General features: G+C 66.7%; 19 protein-coding genes. 6 read left to right on the top strand and 13 right to left on the bottom strand.

Translation table 11 applies throughout. From position 1 onward, the window contains the following. Positions 1 to 33: 33 nt before the first annotated feature. Positions 34 to 528: a flavin reductase family protein gene (locus ACN9MP_RS16035; RefSeq protein ID WP_426321804.1), complete on the bottom strand. Its 495-nt coding sequence runs from the start codon at positions 526 to 528 to the stop codon at positions 34 to 36. Next, complete coding sequence (locus ACN9MP_RS16030; protein ID WP_426321802.1) at positions 525 to 1772, bottom strand: acyl-CoA dehydrogenase family protein; 1248 nt, start codon at positions 1770 to 1772, stop codon at positions 525 to 527. The genes ACN9MP_RS16035 and ACN9MP_RS16030 overlap by 4 nt, the downstream gene beginning before the upstream one ends. A 420-nt stretch (positions 1773 to 2192) precedes the next feature. On the opposite strand from ACN9MP_RS16030, the gene ACN9MP_RS16025 reads away from it, so the two are divergent. After that, complete coding sequence (locus ACN9MP_RS16025) at positions 2193 to 2420, top strand: hypothetical protein (RefSeq protein ID WP_426321800.1); 228 nt, start codon at positions 2193 to 2195, stop codon at positions 2418 to 2420. A gap of 741 nt (positions 2421 to 3161) precedes the next feature. Here ACN9MP_RS16025 and ACN9MP_RS16020 read toward each other — a convergent pair. The 5 genes from ACN9MP_RS16020 to ACN9MP_RS16000 form a co-directional block, all read right to left on the bottom strand. Further along, the gene (locus tag ACN9MP_RS16020; RefSeq protein WP_426321798.1) at positions 3162 to 3422 is read right to left on the bottom strand and encodes a Txe/YoeB family addiction module toxin; all 261 of its coding nucleotides are present in this window, start codon (positions 3420 to 3422) and stop codon (positions 3162 to 3164) included. Then, complete coding sequence (locus ACN9MP_RS16015; RefSeq protein ID WP_426321796.1) at positions 3419 to 3670, bottom strand: type II toxin-antitoxin system Phd/YefM family antitoxin; 252 nt, start codon at positions 3668 to 3670, stop codon at positions 3419 to 3421. Before ACN9MP_RS16015 ends, ACN9MP_RS16020 begins: the two co-directional genes overlap by 4 nt. A 94-nt stretch (positions 3671 to 3764) precedes the next feature. Beyond that, entirely contained in the window at positions 3765 to 4151 is a 387-nt protein-coding gene (locus ACN9MP_RS16010) for a hypothetical protein (RefSeq protein ID WP_426321794.1), read from the bottom strand. Positions 4152 to 4470: 319 nt separating this feature from the next. Continuing rightward, positions 4471 to 4809 (bottom strand): DUF202 domain-containing protein, encoded by a 339-nt coding sequence (locus tag ACN9MP_RS16005; protein WP_426321792.1) that lies wholly within the window; start codon positions 4807 to 4809, stop codon positions 4471 to 4473. After that, positions 4809 to 5174, bottom strand: coding sequence for a YidH family protein (locus ACN9MP_RS16000; RefSeq protein ID WP_426321790.1), 366 nt, complete (start codon positions 5172 to 5174; stop codon positions 4809 to 4811). The genes ACN9MP_RS16005 and ACN9MP_RS16000 overlap by 1 nt, the downstream gene beginning before the upstream one ends. A 300-nt stretch (positions 5175 to 5474) precedes the next feature. Here ACN9MP_RS16000 and ACN9MP_RS15995 point away from each other — a divergent pair, with 300 nt between their 5' ends. The 5 genes from ACN9MP_RS15995 to ACN9MP_RS15975 all read left to right on the top strand — a co-directional run bounded on the left by ACN9MP_RS15995 (position 5475) and on the right by ACN9MP_RS15975 (position 10091). After that, the gene (locus tag ACN9MP_RS15995) at positions 5475 to 6491 is read left to right on the top strand and encodes an ABC transporter substrate-binding protein (RefSeq protein ID WP_426321788.1); all 1017 of its coding nucleotides are present in this window, start codon (positions 5475 to 5477) and stop codon (positions 6489 to 6491) included. 76 nt (positions 6492 to 6567) lie between these two features. Beyond that, positions 6568 to 7410, top strand: a complete 843-nt coding sequence (locus tag ACN9MP_RS15990) for an ABC transporter permease (protein ID WP_426321786.1) — start codon at positions 6568 to 6570, stop codon at positions 7408 to 7410. Further along, on the top strand, positions 7407 to 8198 hold the full coding sequence (locus tag ACN9MP_RS15985) for an ABC transporter permease (protein ID WP_426321784.1): 792 nt from the start codon (positions 7407 to 7409) through the stop codon (positions 8196 to 8198). Before ACN9MP_RS15990 ends, ACN9MP_RS15985 begins: the two co-directional genes overlap by 4 nt. A gap of 31 nt (positions 8199 to 8229) precedes the next feature. Continuing rightward, entirely contained in the window at positions 8230 to 9042 is an 813-nt protein-coding gene (locus ACN9MP_RS15980) for an ABC transporter ATP-binding protein (RefSeq protein WP_426321782.1), read from the top strand. Further along, entirely contained in the window at positions 9039 to 10091 is a 1053-nt protein-coding gene (locus tag ACN9MP_RS15975) for an MBL fold metallo-hydrolase (RefSeq protein WP_426321780.1), read from the top strand. The genes ACN9MP_RS15980 and ACN9MP_RS15975 overlap by 4 nt, the downstream gene beginning before the upstream one ends. On the opposite strand, the gene ACN9MP_RS15970 is transcribed toward ACN9MP_RS15975, so the two are convergent. From ACN9MP_RS15970 to ACN9MP_RS15945, 6 genes are read right to left on the bottom strand one after another with little or no spacing between them, the layout of a single operon-like run. Then, positions 10021 to 10962, bottom strand: coding sequence for a LysR family transcriptional regulator (locus tag ACN9MP_RS15970; RefSeq protein WP_426321778.1), 942 nt, complete (start codon positions 10960 to 10962; stop codon positions 10021 to 10023). The genes ACN9MP_RS15975 and ACN9MP_RS15970 overlap by 71 nt on opposite strands. 23 nt (positions 10963 to 10985) lie before the next feature. After that, a complete protein-coding gene (locus tag ACN9MP_RS15965) occupies positions 10986 to 11939 on the bottom strand; it encodes a sugar phosphate isomerase/epimerase family protein (protein WP_426321776.1) in 954 nt (317 codons plus the stop codon). After that, positions 11939 to 12724 (bottom strand): SDR family NAD(P)-dependent oxidoreductase, encoded by a 786-nt coding sequence (locus ACN9MP_RS15960; RefSeq protein WP_426321774.1) that lies wholly within the window; start codon positions 12722 to 12724, stop codon positions 11939 to 11941. The genes ACN9MP_RS15965 and ACN9MP_RS15960 overlap by 1 nt, the downstream gene beginning before the upstream one ends. Then, entirely contained in the window at positions 12714 to 13814 is a 1101-nt protein-coding gene (locus ACN9MP_RS15955) for a zinc-dependent alcohol dehydrogenase (RefSeq protein ID WP_426321773.1), read from the bottom strand. Before ACN9MP_RS15955 ends, ACN9MP_RS15960 begins: the two co-directional genes overlap by 11 nt. Beyond that, positions 13811 to 14779 (bottom strand): transketolase family protein, encoded by a 969-nt coding sequence (locus ACN9MP_RS15950; protein ID WP_426321771.1) that lies wholly within the window; start codon positions 14777 to 14779, stop codon positions 13811 to 13813. Before ACN9MP_RS15950 ends, ACN9MP_RS15955 begins: the two co-directional genes overlap by 4 nt. Next, positions 14779 to 15666: a transketolase gene (locus tag ACN9MP_RS15945; RefSeq protein ID WP_426321769.1), complete on the bottom strand. Its 888-nt coding sequence runs from the start codon at positions 15664 to 15666 to the stop codon at positions 14779 to 14781. Before ACN9MP_RS15945 ends, ACN9MP_RS15950 begins: the two co-directional genes overlap by 1 nt. Positions 15667 to 15800 lie beyond the last annotated feature (134 nt).

Here is a 15800-nt window from a genome sequence, read left to right as displayed (position 1 = left end):
CGCGCTCCGTCCGGCAGCGAGCGAACACGCTCGTCATCCGTTCAGCCCCGTGAGCTGCCCCCCGTAGAACAGCAATGGTGAGCCGTCGCCCGAACCACAGAGCTGAACTTCGCCGAGAACAATCGTATGATCCCCCGCCTCATGGCGCGCCCAAGGCGTGCAATGAAACCAGCCGATGGCGCCCGCGACGAGCGGGGCGCCCATTGAGCGATCCCAATCCGGCGCTCCGTCGCGAGACTTCGACGCGAATGCGCGAGCGACATCCGAATGGTCGGCCGAGAGCACGCTGACAGTGAAGGGCCGGTCCAAGAGGGCTGCGTGAGAGCGCGAGTTCTTCTGGATCGAGACGAGCAGCAACGGCGGGTCGAGGGAGATCGACGTCAGAGAGTTGACGGTCAAGCCGTGCACACCGTCGTCGTCTTCGTATGCGACGACGGCGACTCCGGTTGCGAATCGCGCGAAGGTCGCGCGCAATTCGGTGGCGATCTGCCGCGGCTCCAAGCGGACGGCATCCATGACGGCGCTCACTTCTTCCTCGTCGGGAGCTCGACTCGGATGTTCGCACGGTCTGCGAACTGCGGATGCGGTGGGTAGATCGCCGACATCTCGATGTTTTCGATGAAGGGGCCGCCCTCCATGTCTTTGGTAATCCAGTACGCGCCAACCGATGGCTGCTGGTTCTGAGCAATGATGATGTGATTCGCAGCGGTGGACATGTCGCGGTAGATCCGACCCAGCCGCGATCCCTTGAAGACGCCTCCGACACCGCTTTCGAGAAAGAGCGAGTTCACCACCTCGCGCATCTCGTGCACGATGAAGGTGTTCATCTCCGCCATCAGCACTCGCAACTCGTAGTCGATGTACCGGTTCTCCTGGGCACTCGCGAAAGCCCGGGTGAGCACATCGTTCTGGAAGAGGCGGCACGAGCGGATCCGAGCATCCGCAGTCGCGATCTTGATGTGCAGGTTCTCGTCGGTGGCGAAGCGAAGCTGTCGGTACGAGCCGCGGCGCGCCTTCAGATGCGTCTGCTTGATGAGCTCTTCCATGGCGGCGGTAGCGAGCCCGATCGCATGCGCGGAGTGAGCTGCCTGGATGAACGGACCCTTCTCGTGAGGGGTTCCGTAGGTGATTCCCCAGATGCCCCGTTCGTCGACCATCTCAGCTGGAACGAACACGTTGTCTACCGAGAAATCCCCACTGCCTGTTCCCCGCAGCCCTAGCCCGTCCCACGTGTCGTAGAGGGTTACGTCCTCCCGGCGGAAGTAGGGCACCACGAACCACGGCGCGCCGTCCTTCGGTGAGAGCACTTCGTTGCCTTCGTCGTCATGGAGAACGCAAAGTCCGAACAGGTGCGTCGCTTCAGGTGATCCGCTCGAGAATGGCCACCGACCCGAGACCCAGTAGCCCCCTTCCACCGCCCGGGCAACTCCACCTGCTCGACCGCCGTTGCCGGCGATGATCCAGCGCTCGTCGGTGAGGATCCTCTTCATGGCGTCTCGAGAGGCCCAGGTCTGCCCGGTGTGGAGCATGCAGAGCCATCCGACCGAGCCGTTGATGTGGGAGAGGGCCTCAACCGCTTCCAACCAATCAACGGGATGGACTTCGAGCCCGCCGAGTTCCTTCGGAAGAAACGCACGATACATGCCGCACTCGTAGAGGGCATCCGTGATCTCATCCGGCACGCGGCGTTCGTTTTCGATCACGTCCTCGGCGTCACGCACGAGATCGAAGAGGGGAGCTACGCGCTCAAGCATTGAGGGGGCGGTGGTCATCGCTTCTCCTTGCGTTGCAATAGTGATACATCGAGACGAATGTGTATCACTATAGCGACACATTCGAGATGCGCAACAGGCAGTTCCGCACGCGATGGCCAAACACTGTGGCTGTTGCGTCCGCCTTCCTTCTTTCGGGACCGCGGCTCGGGCGCTGCGATCGATTCCTAAGATGCGCTCCGGAACATCGACCCCGACCACCTCGACCCGCTCACCACCCAGTTGCGCGCCCTCGCCGCCGACCTGCCCGACGCCGACGCCCGCACCGTCGCAGCGTTCCTGCAGAAAGTCCTCGCTGCCGTGACAGGAACCCACCTCACCACGCGATAAGGGTCGACGTTGCAGGGAACGCGGGGAGCGCGTTGTCAAGGGGGCGCACCGAACTGCCACCGAGCTCATCGTTGCTTCGGAGGTGTCCTGATGATCACCGCAGATCAACGAATGCTCGTGTTCGAACCGCTCGGCAACGGTGCGTGGCGGCTGTGCGATGCCCGCGTCGAAGAATCAAGCGCCGAGCGCCTGATCGCCTACGTGGAACGGGCGGCAAGCGGAGGGTACGAGGCGATCTGGATCGGCGCCGGACTTCGCAGCAGTCACCACGCCACGCGGGAGGACATCCGGAACGCCGCGATGGCACGGCACAGCTAAGCTGTCGCGTCGACGAGTTCCAAGCCGATTCCGATTCCGCACTTCACCCCGCTGCGGTCTTCGCCCAGCAGGGGAATCTAGAACGGTCCAACGTCAACCCCGGGTCGGGCTCGCCCTGCACCGAGCCCGCGGCGGCGTGGCCCTCGCACTCCACACCGATGCCAGCCGACCGCACGAGAATGGTGCCGCATTCGGACGGCGCGCTACTGAGGATCGGCGCTCAGCGTTGCGCATCCATGCAGAAAACCGCCGGCTCGCTCGTCCCGGCCCGGCCCGATGCCCGCTGACCGCTCCGCTATCGCCAGACGTACGCACAGGGATCCGCGCCGAGCGTAGAGTCGACGTGGACAGCAGAAGCCCCGAGCTGCGAGAGCGAGCGGTGTTTCGGGTCGTGTGGCGTGCGTCTCGATTGCGTCGTGGCGAACAACCCCGAGCACGTCTGAACGTGGTCCGGTCTCGCCGCGAACGTGGCAATTACAGTGCAGACCAGCTTCAATGCGTCGGGGGACAACGCCATAGATCGGGTTCAAATCCCTCCGTCTCCGCCATTTCCCCCCGAGTCGACGTCGCGCTAAGGCGTCTTTCCGCGGTTTCGCTCCTTCTCCATGCGTGCGGTTCCGTCTCAGATGTGGGCACGGCCTGGGCGAAGAAGTCTCGATCGATGCGACGATCTGCTGCGCGATCCGACCTGCCTGGGGCAGGTTGGGACGTTCGGCGACCGAGGCTCGGGCATCCTCGGTATCAGTAGTGGTCCCGCGCCTGGAGGATCACGATGTGTTCGTCGGTGACGTAGTAGACGAGTCGGTTCCTCTCGTCGATTCTCCGAGAGCAGGCGCCAGACAGAACATGACGTAGGGGCTCAGGTTTGCCGATTCCTTCGAACGGATCTCGAAGGACGTCCGCAATCAGCATGTTGATTCGCTTGAGGGTCTTGCGGTCCTGCGTCTGCCAATAGACGTAGTCCTCCCAGCCGTTCGGGTCGAAGGCAAGAGCGCGGGTCACGCGTCGAAGAGGTCGTGCTGCTCGAACTCTCCCCGGCGTGCGCGCTCGACAGCCTCGAGCAGCCGCTCCGCGTTCGCAGGATTGCGCAGAAGGTAGGCGGTCTCGGTCAGCGCGTCGAAGTCCTCCTTGGACATGATCACGGCGTTGCCGCGTCGGGAGACGACTTCGACGGTCGTGTGGTCCTCGTTGACCTGCTGAATGAGCCCGAACAGGCTCTTTCGCGCTTCGGTAGCGGTGATGGCGGACATGGTGACACACCCCCGGATTGAGTAGTACGTAAAACGGTACCACTCCTACGGGCGGTCAAGGACCCCCTTACGTCGGCGTTATGGGGATGAGACTCTACGTCGGTGCTGCCGATGGAGTTGGGGTCGCGGCGGAGACTCTACGCGGACGCAGGGATGGGAAGGTGATGGCCGCGACGAGTACTGCGAGGGTTGCCGCGCCCGCGGCTGCCAGGTGGGCGGCTGATAGGCCCGCCTCGGCCGCCGCGAGCTCGGTTCCTCCTGCGGTGAGCACGGCCGCGCGGCGGTATGCATCGACGGCGCCGAACGCGGCGATGCCGAGGGCTCCGCCGATCTGGGCGGTCGAGGATGCGAGACCCGAGCTGACGCCGGCGTTGCTTGCGGCCATCCCGTCGGCGATGACCAGCGTGGTCGGCGTGAAGCTGAACGCCACCCCGGCGGCTGCGAGGACGAGGACGGGGAGCACCCGCCACACGTAAGGCATCCCGTGGTCGATGGTCGCGAACAGCAGGTGCGCGATGACCAGCTACGGCGGCGAAGCTCCTTCCGCTCGTCACCGAGATAACACCCACGCTTCTCGCGCAGGACGACGCTGCCGAGTTCGAGTACGGCCTCGAGCTACTGCTCGACGGCTTCGCCGACGCGATGGCTCGCGCCGGTCGTACTGCCTGAGCGCGACCAATCGTCTACCTCAGGGCTGCGATGCGGTCGTCCCAGCCCTTGAGGTCGCTAGCTACCCGGGCAGTCGGAGATGGGCAGTTCTTAACCGTCGCCGACACCGCAGCTGAATCTGCCTGTTCCCATCAGAGTGCGCCGGTGAACACGACGGCGCCGGCGAGCAGCCCCCCAAGCGTGACAACGGCCGCGAGGGTGGTGAGAAGGCTGGCGCCTGGAAGGGGTGCGTGGTCGCCGTGCACGCGAAGGGCCCTCGAGATGCGCATGGCTCGCGACCGCGACCATACCCACAGACTCGCCGATGCGAGCAGGCCCACCACGCCCGGCATCGCCCACCACGCGCTGAGAAACGCGGACGGGAGAAGTCGTAGTGCCACGAGGGATCCCACGCCGAGCGCAAGGGCGGTGCGTCGCCAGGCGAGTTCGGTGCGTTCGGGCTGCAGACCGGGATCGAATTGTCCACTCATCAACGGAGGAGGATGGCCAGGAGAATCAGGATCCCCGCTGAACCTACCGCGGCGCCGAGGAGGATGCTGAGAAGAGAGCTGGGCAGGGGGTGTCCCATGCGTAGTGCCCGCTCGGTTCGGGCCCAGTTCAGCCATGACAGCGGCGGAACGATGATACCCGCGATCACGAGGAGCGCCGAGGCTGCCAGCCGGAGCTGTGGTTGGAGGTCGAGTCCGAGCACTTCGAGAGCCACGCCACCGGCGATGAGTGCCAGTGAGGTGCGAATCCAGGCGAGGAACGTGCGCTCGTTTGCGAGCGTGAATCGGGCGTCCGGTTCGGCGCCGTGACGGTAGACGAAGGCGGGGTGGCGGGCGTGTTCGCTCATGACACCGCTCTCTGGAAGCCGGCCTCGCGAAAGCGATCGCAGGAAATCAGTTGCTGCCAGATATCGGACATCCAATCCTCGTCATCGATGTCGAGCTCGAGTCACTCATTGTAGGTGTGGTGCGGAAGGGCTCCGCGTCGTCGCGACACGAACAGCAGGGGTATAGGCGCCACCTATGGTTGTAGGAGGTAGTCGGCGGCTTCCCGACCATCCGGCTACCGACGAAGCTGAGGTGAAACGCGAAGACGCGTCCGCGGTCACCGGCGACCGACGCCAACGAACACAAAGAGGAGTTCGCCCATGAACACAGCGGCAGGAATCCGTCGCGCGGCTCTCATCATCGGCGCTGCATCGCTCGCCATGAGCCTTGCCGCCTGTACTTCCGATGACCCGGTGGTCGGTGCGGCAGCCGCTGACGCCGGAGCCACCGAGGACCTGACCCCGGTCACCGTCGGCGCTGTCTACACCACTGCCGCGGTCCCGCTGTGGATCGCCGACGAGCAGGGCATCTTCGAAGAGCACGGGCTCGACGTCACCATCACGCAGTCGCCCAACTTCGCCGCGTCGGCGCCAGCACTGTTGAACGGTCAGATGCAGTTCGCCAACGCGGCCACAGCGCCGATCATCACCGCGATCGACAAGGACATGCCGATCCAGATCGTCGCCGGCGTCCAGGCGGAACCCGCTGACCCGACCCGCGGCGACGACCAGGTGATGGTGGTCGAAGGGAGCGACATCACCCGGCCCGCCGATCTCGAGGGCAAGACCGTCGCCATCAACGCGGTGGGCTCCGGCCCCTATGTCGGCATCATGGCCAACTACCTCGAGGACGGCGGAGCGCCAGACGGCATCAACTGGGTCGTGATGAACTTGAACGAGCAGATTCCGGCGCTCGAGGCCGGGCAGGTCGACGCGATCGTCGCTTCCGAGCCTTTCCGTGCCGCTGCCGCTGATGCCGGTTTCGCTACGGCCTTCAACGCTTATCGAGCCCCGGGCATCGACGTCATTCCTGCGGAGTTCAGCGATGCCGTGGTGGTCGCCAGCTCGAAGTACCTGGCTGAGAACGCCGAGGTCGCCGAAGCAATGCGGGAGGCGCTGATCGAGGCGAACGACTTCGCCGAGGGCAACCCCGATGCGGTGCGCGACCTGCTCGTGAAGAAGCTCGAACTCGCCCCCGAGGTCGCCGATGCCATCTATCTGCCCGGTTTCCGTGGCGAAGTCGAGCCCGGCGACGTGCAGGCGATGATCGACGCGATGCTTCAGATGGGTCTCATCACCAACGAGCAGGATGCCACCGAGTTGGTATGGATGCCGTGATGTCGTCGTGGTGGGTGCCGTCTAAGGCGCCCACCACGCAGCATCCACCATCAGCTCGACAGAAAGGACCAGTGCGATGACGACCGCAACCGTCGTGACCCGCACCGCCGTGGACCGCTCACGCGGCACGAGCTCGCGGCCTCTCAGCCCGAGAGCGGAGTTCATGCTCGGGGCCGCGGGACTCATCACCGTCATCGTGATCTGGCAGATCGCGAGCATGTCGGGGGCGTTGTCACCGAACGCGGTGCCGCCGCCGCTCGAGGTCTTCGCCGGCTTCGCATCGCTGCTGATCAACACCACGTTCTGGGGGGCGGTCGTGGCGACGGTCAGTGTCGCGCTGCTGGGCGTCGCCATCGTCACCGTGATCGCCGTGCCGGTGGCGATGGCGATTCACAACAGCCGGTTCTTCCGTGAGTCGACGTGGTTCCTCATCGAGTTCCTCAAGCCGATCCCGCCGGTCGCCCTCATCCCGCTGACGATTCTCGTCTGGGGTCCGACGAAGTCGGTGGAGCTCTTCCTCGTCGTCTTCGCCGCGCTGTGGCCGATGCTGACTCAGCTCGTGTACGGGCTGCGCGAGGTCTCTGGTGTCGCGCTCGACGTCTCGCGCGTGTACCGCTTCACGCCGGCCCAGCGCACCGGGCACATCGTGATTCCGAGCCTGACGCCCTTCGCCATGACCGGCCTGCGCATCTCCCTCACGATGGCGCTGGTCGCGGCGATCGTCACCGAGTACATCGTCGGCATGTCCGGCCTCGGCGCGATGCTCTCCACCGCCCAGACCAACGGCATGCTCTCGCGGATGTACGGGCTCATCGTGGCCATGGGGCTGCTAGGCCTCGCGCTCAATGCCGGCATCGCACTGCTCAACAAGCCGCTGCTGTTCTGGCACGCGTCGCAGCGGGAGCGGGTGGCATCATGAGACTGGATCTGCGCCACCACCTGCACCTGCTGATCCTGCGACTGTGGCTGCCCGTCTCGATCGTCGCGCTGTGGTGGATCACCAGCGTGGCCAACCCCTCGCTCTACTACCCGCCGCTGCCGGAGATCGTCGACGAGATCGTGGGACAGTGGCTGCTCGGCCCGCGTCTCTCGGAGGACCTCCTGCCCACGTTGGCCAACTTCGCCGTGGGGCTCACGATCGCGCTCGTCGCGGGAACGGCGCTCGGCGTGATCCTCGGGCGGAACGCCGTCCTGCGCGCCTTCTTTGCGCCGATCATCAACTTCTTCCGATCGCTGCCGTCGCCGGCACTGATCCCGATCGTGCTGGCGATCTTCGGGCTCGGCAATTCCATGAGCATCGCGTTGATCGCGATCGGTGCCGTGTGGCCGACGCTGCTGAACACGATCGACGGCGTGCGAAGCGTCGACACCCAGTTGCGCGACATGTCGCGCTCCTACCGGCTGAGCCGGTCGCAGGTCATCACGCAGGTGGTGCTTCCCAGTGCCGGGCCGCAGATCGTGGCCGGTTATCGGATCTCGCTGCAGATCTCGATCATCCTGATCGTGGTGAGCGAGATGGTGGGTGCCACCCGCGGCCTCGGGTACTTCGTCCTCGAATCGCAGCAGCTGTTCCAGGTGGCGCAGACATGGGCGGGCACCATCATGCTCGGCCTGCTCGGCTACCTCCTGACGTCGGTGTTCGTGATCGTCGAGCGCCGCGTGCTGCGCTGGCAGATCCGGATGCGGGAAGCGACCGGCGCCGCGTAGGCCCCCGGTGACAACGAAAGTGAGCACTCTGATGTCTCAAGACAACATCCTCGTCGTCGAGGACCTCGGCAAGGCGTACGCAACCGGTGAATCCCGCGCCCAGATCCTCAACGGCGTCGACTTCGCCGTCGGCAAGGGGCAGTTCGTCTGCGTCGTGGGGCCGTCCGGGTCGGGCAAGACCACGCTGCTGAAGTGCATGGCGGGACTCACCCGTCCGACCTCCGGACGGGTGGTTTTCGAGGGTGAGACCGTGACCGAACCCCCGGCGAAGCTGGCCGTCATCTTCCAGGACTACTCCCGCAGCCTGCTGCCGTGGATGACCGTCGAGAAGAACGTGGAGCTGCCGCTGCACAAGGCGAAGTTCCCGAAGGCGGAGCGTCCGGCCATCATCGAGGAAGCGCTGGCGAACGTCGGCCTCGCCGGCAAAGGAAAGCTGTACCCCTGGGAGATGTCCGGCGGCATGCAGCAGCGCGCGGCGATCGCACGCGGGCTGGCTTATCAACCCGACGTGCTCCTCATGGATGAGCCGTTCGCGGCGGTCGATGCGCAAACGCGCATCGAACTGGAGGATCTGGTCCTCGACATGAGTCGTCGGCTGAGCATGACGGTTCTCTTCGTGACGCACGACATCGACGAGGCGGTGTACCTCGGTGACCGCGTGGTCGTGCTCTCCGGCGCGCCGGCGCAGGTCGCGCGTGACATCACCGTCGACCTGCCCTCGAACCGCCACCAGGTCGAGACGAAGAACCTCTCGCGATTCGGTGAGCTTCGCGCCGAGGTGTTCGAGCTCATCCAGCAGGCGAAGAGGCCGGTCACGCAGAACGTCCGGGCAGTCCGCGCATGAGGGTGGGCACGCGGGTGATCACGCTGGGGACGGCGGGCGGCCCGGTCTGGAGCGCCGATGCGCAGCGAACCGGGATCGCTACGGCGGTCATCGTGGGCGATCGCACCTACCTCATCGACGCGGGTTCGGGCGTCGGCCGTCAGATGGTCCGCGCGGGGCTGCCTTTCGGCAGCCTCCGGGGAATCTTCATCACGCACCTCCACTCGGATCACATCGTGGATCTGGGCGCCCTCATGGTGTTCGGCATCATGCGCATGCCGATTCCGCCGACGCATCGCATACCGGTCATCGGTCCGGGACCGCGGGGCGTGCTGCCTCCGGTGAGCACGCGCGGCACGACGTCGGTCACACCAGTGTTCCCTGAGAACCCGACGCCCGGCATGATCGACACCGTCGACGCCCTGCTGCGGGGATTCGCGACCGACATCAACGATCGGCTTCTGGACTCGCTCAAGCCGACGCCGCTGGACTGGTTCACAGCGCAAGAGATCCAGATCCCCGCCGCGCTCGGCTTTCACCCGAATGACAATCCGACACCCGAGATGGAGCCCTTCGTGGTCTTCGAGGACGACGCGGTGCGGGTGTCAGCGACCCTCGTCAAGCACGCGCCCATGGCACCCGCGTTCGGCTATCGAGTCGAGACGGACGACGGAGTCGTGGCGATTTCGGGCGACACGGGTCCGACGGACAACGTCATCCGCCTTGCCCGCGATGCCGACCTGCTGCTTCACGAAGCGTTGGACTTCGCCTGGGTGGAGGAGCAGTACGAGCGCACCCGGGACGACTCCGCCCGCGCAGTTCGCGACCACCACTATTCCTCTCATACCTCGCCGGAGGAGGCGATCCGGATCGCCAGTGAGGCCGGTGCCCGGCAGCTCGCGCTCCATCACCTCGTGCCCCGGGGGGCGGCTCGAGAGCTGTGGCTGCGCGAGGCCGATTCCTTCGCGGGGCGATTCCTGGTGCCTGACGACTTGGACGTCATCGAGCTGAGGGACGCTCTTTCATCTGGTCCCGCATCGTCTCGCGTGCAATCCGTGCGAACCGAGTAACGGCGGGGGAGGTGTTGCGCGCGCCACGCAGCAGCGAGATGTCCAGCGGCGCGGGACCGTTATGGATGCTCCGGAGCACGAGGTCGGGAGACGTGATCGCCGAGCGCATGCCCTCGGGGATGATGGCCACTGCGATGCCCGCCATAGCCAACGGGATGGCCTCGAACAGTGACGGCACGTCACGGATCCTGGGGGTGGGGATCCCGGCCTGATCGAAAGCGCGCAGAATGCCGGCGCGAAGTCCGAACGTGCGCGTCGATGGCGGAGGTATTGCGATCTCTTCGTCGGCGATCTCGGCGAGCGAGATCGGATCGGCGCTCGCCGCATACCGTTGCGGGAGTGCGGCGATCAGGTTGACCGAGCCGAGGGCCTCGACCACCAGCACGCCCCGGTGAAAATCGCGCAGATGCGCCGTCGACGCCGTCGCGACCATCCCCACGTCGATGGCCCCTTCGATCAGCAGCTCGATGATCTCGGAGGCATTGCGTTCCCGCACCGACAGCTCGGCGTCCGGCCAGGCGGCAGTGAACGCGCGCATGATCGCTGGAGCGGACTGCCAGGCGAGCACGGGCGCCACGCCGAAGGTGATCGCCCCGGTCGCGCCGCTGGCCATCGATCGCACGGTCGACCGCAATTCATCGACATCGCGCAGCACGCGCTGCCCTTGGCGGACGACGTAAGCCCCCACTGCGGTGGGGACCACGCCGCGTGAGCTTCGTTCGAACAGCTTCACTCCAAGCTCCGATTCGAGCTGCGAGATGGCGGCGCTCAGCGACGGCTGGGCGAGGCCGAGTTCATTGGCGGCGCGCGAGAACGAACCCGCGCGCGCTGTCGCCACTGCGTAGATGAGCTGCCTGAGCTCCAGCGTCATCGGTCCGCTCGCATAGGAGGACGCTACCGCACCGGCTCCGTCGAAGGCTGGCGCGTCCGAGCCTCCGCGGCTCGTTGCTCGCGCGCCGCGCGGCGCCCCACCGAGCTGCGCGCCCAGCCGTTGCGGATCACCCGCTGCGCGTCCGCGGCGACCCGCAGCCCGTCGGCGTACGGCTCCCGCCAGATCGCGAGCCGGTCGGCCACGACGCCGGGCAGCAGGGCGCGTGTGAAGGCTTCCACGCCCCATCGCCCGTCGTACCCCTCGTCGAGAATGATGGCGACGGTGCTCTCCATGTCGAGGACGCCTGTGCTCAGCGCACCCCGTCCGGATTGACCGAGCTCCACGTACGCGAGGTGCGGAAGGGCCGTGCGCACGGCCAGGGCGATCCCTTCCTCTTCGATCGACATGTGGAAGGTGTCCAGGTGGATGCCGAGGTGTGGCGAGCCGCTCGCTTCGACGAACGCCACAGCCTGTGGCGCCGTGTTGACCATCGGCGTCTCGTAGCGATTCAGCACCTCGAACGTCATCCGGATGCCGCGCTCGTGCGCCTCGTTCGCCACCTGCCCCACCGCCCGTGCGGCGTGCTCGAAGGCGCGCTGGCCGGGCGCGCTGTCAGCCTTGCCATAGGCGCCGTACGGCACCCCGTTCAACTGGTCGCCGCCGAGACGCGACGTCACCTCGACGGCGTGACGCAGCATCTCGAGCCCGCGTGCCCGCACCGCCGGGTCCGCCGAGCCGACGTCGGCGTCGGGCGTCTGTCCCGCCATGCCGATCGGTGCCAGCCCGCTCTCGGCGAGCAGCGCGGCGATCCGCGACAGGTCCACCGGCGCGTCGGGGGCGATCCGCGGCAGCACGACGCGGCGAAAACCCGCCTCGGCCAGAGGCGGCAGCGCCCGCGAGAGCAGAGCCGGGTCGAGGCCCGGTCCGACGATGCCGAGCTGGCAGGCGACGTCGAGCGGAGTGCTCGCGGCGTCCATCAGTCGAACCGGGGCGGCGCGAACCGCTGCTTGAACGCCGAGTAGCCTTCGTCGACGTGCACGACGGTGCCGGTGATCGCCGAGGCGTCGTCCGAGGCGAGGAAGGCGACGGTATTCGCGATCTCCACCGGCTCGGTGAGCTTGCCGCTGACCTGCTGGGATTTGAACAGCTCGCCGAGCTCGGGGCCCAGCCGCTGGATCATCGGGGTGTTCACGCGTCCCGGCGTGATGGCGACGGCGCGGATGCCGAGCGGCCCGAGTTCGTACGCCGCGGAACGCGTGAACGAGATCACGGCTGCCTTCGCCGCCCCGTAGACCATCGCGTTCTCGGCGGCGGACTCCCCGTAGATCGAAGACGTGCTGATGATGACGCCGGGGGAGTTCTGGGCGACGAACTGGCGCGCGGCGGCGAGGATGCCGAAGTACACGCTGTCTTGGTCGATGCGGATCATGGGGTAGTAGTCCCGCTCGGGCGTCTGCTCGAGGAGAGGACGCCCACCCGCGATGCCGGCGTTGTTGAACATGATGTCGAGGCGCCCGAACGCCTCCACCGCACGCGCCACCAGCGCCACGACGTCGTCGTGAGAAGAAACGTCGACGCGGACCGCGATCGCGGACCTTGCGAAGCCATCGGCCTCGGCCTCGTCGACGACCGACTGGGCCTTCCCGAGGTCCAGGTCGGCGACGACGACCTTCGCACCGTCGCGGAGGAACTTCCGCACCGTCGCCTGGCCGATGCCGCCGGCGCCACCCGTGATGATGGCCACCTTGCCGTCAAGCGCCACGGTTCCGCTCCTTCTCGTTGTCGTCGCCGGAAAAGTCATCGAGGTCGTTGCAGCGGAGCACGACTTTCGGATGCTGCCCGCTCAGGTGCACCTGGAAGGCCTCGGCCGCGTCCTCCAGCGGGAATACCGCCCGGGTCAGCGCGGTCAGCTCGAGGTGCGGCAGCAGCTGCAGCGCGCGAGGGAACGTGTAGGGCGCGACGAACACGCCCGTGAGCGTCAGCTCGCGCTGGTACAGGTATTCTGCGAGGTTCACGGGCAGCTCATAGTCGTGCGGGTACAGCGCGCCGTAGAGCACCATGCCGCCTTTGGTGGCGAGGTCGAGCAGACCGCGCACCGCCCGGGGTGATCCCGAGGCATCGACGACGAGGTCGTAGCCGCGACCCTCGGTGATCTCGTCCGCGCGCGCGGACTGGTCCTCGCCGATCGGGTCGATGACGTGCTCGGCGCCGGTGGCCAGCGCGAGCTCGCGCCTCTCGGCGAGGGGCTCGATCAGCGTGAGGCTCGTCGCACCCGCCTTCTTCAGCATCTGCAGCGTGAGCTGGCCGATGGGTCCGCCACCGCAGATGACGACCCGGTCGCCGACGCGGATTCTCGCCTTGTCGGCGATGCGGACGGCGATCGAGGTGGGCTCGAGCAGGCAGCCCTCCAGAAGCGACACCGAGTCCGGGAGCCGGTACACCTGCGACTCGTGCCAGACGACCTCTTCGCTCATACCGGGGCGGCGGTACTCGTTGCGCAGGAACTCGCAGAACTGCTGGCGCCCGTCGGTGCACGCCCGACACGTGCCGCAGAACTTGAGGAAGTTGCAGGCGACCCGGTCCCCGACGGCCAGTCCGTTCTTGGTCGCGCGCTCGCCGAGTTCCACGATCACGCCCGACACCTCGTGCCCGAGGCCGAAGGGCACGTCGGTGCGGAAGAAGCCCTCCGCGACATGCGGGTCCGATCCGCAGATCGACGAGTACGCGATGCGGATGCGCACGTCTTCGGGGCCGAGGTCTTGCCGGGGGAAGTCCATGACGTCGACGCGCCCGCGGACGGTCTCATCCGGGTCGGCGAGGCGACCGATCTTGGTGACGGCGACCGTCCTCATCGGCGTGCCTCCTTCTGGGCAGCGAGGCGCCGGGCAGCGGCGACGGTCTGCGACAGCCCGTAGCCGTGCTTCTCGCGCAGGGCAGCGTCGGGGCCGAAGCCGGCGTACACCGGCGGGATGCCGAGGCGCTCGAACGCCACCCCTCCCGCGCCGCGATCCATGAGCAGGTCGGCCACGCGCGACCCCAGACCGCCGTATGCCAGGTGATCCTCCACCACGACGATGGCGCCGGTCTCGGCTGCGCAGGCGAGCACGAGCTCTTCGTCGAGCGGCTTGATGGTGAACATGTCGATCACCCGGGCGTCGATGCCCTCTGCTGCGAGAAGCTCCGCCGCCTGCAGCGCCTGGTGCACAGTCGTGCCGTGCGCCATGATCGTGAGGTCGCGCCCTTCGCGGGCCACGATGCCCTTGCCGATCTTGACGTGCACCGTGCCCGGCTCGTAGATGATCGGGTCGGCCTTGCCCACGCCGATGCGCACGTAGATCGGGCCGTCGAGGTCCATCGACGCCCGGAGCACCTCGCCGACCATCAGCGGATCGGCGACCGAGGTCACTGTCATGTTCGTGAGGGCCAACATCAATGCGATGTCTTCCACGGCATAGTGCGTCGAGCCGCCGTTGCCGACGAGACCGCCGTGCGAGCCGACGATCTTCACCGGCAGGTTCGGGTAGCACACGTCGGTGCGGATCTGCTCGAGAGCGCGCATGCTGAGGAACGGAAGCATCCCGAACACGACCGGCGTCTTGCCGTCGTAGGCGAGGCCCGCGGCGATGCCGACGCATGCCTGCTCGGCGAGCCCCACGTCCACGAAGCGGTCGGGGAAGCCGGCGCGGAACTCGCCCAGCGAACCGCCGATATCGGGTGTCAGCACCCAGAGATCGGGGTGGGCGGCTCCGAGCTCGGCGAGCGTGGAGCCGATCACCGATCGGGCCGAGACGAGTTCTGTGGTGACTGCCGTGGGCATCAGCGGATCCCTTCCTGCGCCAGCGCCGGGCGGTGCGTCTCGAGGGACGCCAGCGCACGTTCCAGTTCCTCGTCGCCGAGCGAGCCGGCATGCCAGGCGATCTGGCCCTCCATGAAGTCGACGCCCTTGCCCTTGACGGTCTCGCACACCAGCACCGTCGGCGTGTTCGAGTCGACGGCAGGCAGCGAGTCGAGCGTGCCGACGAGCGAGGCCATGTCGTGTCCGTCGAGGTGGACGACGTTCCAGCCGAACGCTGCCCACTTGTCGGTGTACGGCTCGAGGGTGACGAGCTCCTCGTCGTGGGTGGTCATCAGCTGGCGGTTGCGGTCGACCACGGCGACGAGGTTGCCCAGGCGGTTGCTGCGCGCGGCCAGCGCCGCCTCCCAGACCGAGCCCTCGCCGGTCTCGCCGTCGCCGAGAAGGGTGAAGACGCGATGCCCCTGGCCGCCCTGCCGCGCTGCCAGCGCCATGCCCACGGCGAGGGGCAGGCCGTGGCCCAGGGAACCGGTGGAGCATTCCACGCCGGGCAGCTGCACCTTGCAAGGGTGCATGCCGTAGGGACTGTCGAGCTGACCATACGTGTCGAAGATGCTCTCGAGGGTGAAGAAACCGCGCTGCGCCATCGTCAAGTACATGGCGACGGCGGCGTGTCCCTTGCTGAGCACGAAGCGGTCGCGCGACGGATTCGCGATGTCGGACGGATCGATCGCGAGCCCGTGGTGGAAGAGAGCGGTGAAGATGTCGGCAGACGACAGGTCGCCGCCGACGTGGATCGGTCCGCTGTAGCTGTGGCTGAGTCGCATCAGCAGCCGGCGGAGCTCCCAGGCGGTGTTCTCCAGCTCCGGCACGGAGGTCTCTGGCGCAGACAAGAGCGCTTGGTGGCTCATCCTCACTCCTCTTCGAATGGTCAAGCAATGACGGCGACGCTATCAGGATCTAGTTAAAAAGTGAACTGGTTCGGCACGAACTGGGTTGATTCACAACGCGAGGCGCCATACACTCGCTCTGCGCGCACCATCCC

Origin of the sequence: Microbacterium sp. E-13 (assembly GCF_049912955.1) — a bacterium.
Taxonomy (GTDB): domain Bacteria; phylum Actinomycetota; class Actinomycetes; order Actinomycetales; family Microbacteriaceae; genus Microbacterium.
The sequence above is the reverse complement of the archived record's forward strand: the minus strand, read 5'-3'. Positions and strand labels throughout refer to the sequence as shown.

Coding starts and splice junctions, on each gene's coding strand:
- ACN9MP_RS16030 (WP_426321802.1), bottom strand. CDS start 1,772: ATGACCACCGCCCCCTCAATGCTTGAGCGCGTAGCTCCCCTCTTCGAT.
- ACN9MP_RS16025 (WP_426321800.1), top strand. CDS start 2,193: ATGATCACCGCAGATCAACGAATGCTCGTGTTCGAACCGCTCGGCAAC.
- ACN9MP_RS16015 (WP_426321796.1), bottom strand. CDS start 3,670: ATGTCCGCCATCACCGCTACCGAAGCGCGAAAGAGCCTGTTCGGGCTC.
- ACN9MP_RS16010 (WP_426321794.1), bottom strand. CDS start 4,151: ATGCCTTACGTGTGGCGGGTGCTCCCCGTCCTCGTCCTCGCAGCCGCC.
- ACN9MP_RS16005 (WP_426321792.1), bottom strand. CDS start 4,809: ATGAGTGGACAATTCGATCCCGGTCTGCAGCCCGAACGCACCGAACTC.
- ACN9MP_RS16000 (WP_426321790.1), bottom strand. CDS start 5,174: ATGAGCGAACACGCCCGCCACCCCGCCTTCGTCTACCGTCACGGCGCC.
- ACN9MP_RS15995 (WP_426321788.1), top strand. CDS start 5,475: ATGAACACAGCGGCAGGAATCCGTCGCGCGGCTCTCATCATCGGCGCT.
- ACN9MP_RS15990 (WP_426321786.1), top strand. CDS start 6,568: ATGACGACCGCAACCGTCGTGACCCGCACCGCCGTGGACCGCTCACGC.
- ACN9MP_RS15985 (WP_426321784.1), top strand. CDS start 7,407: ATGAGACTGGATCTGCGCCACCACCTGCACCTGCTGATCCTGCGACTG.
- ACN9MP_RS15980 (WP_426321782.1), top strand. CDS start 8,230: ATGTCTCAAGACAACATCCTCGTCGTCGAGGACCTCGGCAAGGCGTAC.
- ACN9MP_RS15975 (WP_426321780.1), top strand. CDS start 9,039: ATGAGGGTGGGCACGCGGGTGATCACGCTGGGGACGGCGGGCGGCCCG.
- ACN9MP_RS15970 (WP_426321778.1), bottom strand. CDS start 10,962: ATGACGCTGGAGCTCAGGCAGCTCATCTACGCAGTGGCGACAGCGCGC.
- ACN9MP_RS15965 (WP_426321776.1), bottom strand. CDS start 11,939: ATGGACGCCGCGAGCACTCCGCTCGACGTCGCCTGCCAGCTCGGCATC.
- ACN9MP_RS15955 (WP_426321773.1), bottom strand. CDS start 13,814: ATGAGGACGGTCGCCGTCACCAAGATCGGTCGCCTCGCCGACCCGGAT.
- ACN9MP_RS15950 (WP_426321771.1), bottom strand. CDS start 14,779: ATGCCCACGGCAGTCACCACAGAACTCGTCTCGGCCCGATCGGTGATC.
- ACN9MP_RS15945 (WP_426321769.1), bottom strand. CDS start 15,666: ATGAGCCACCAAGCGCTCTTGTCTGCGCCAGAGACCTCCGTGCCGGAG.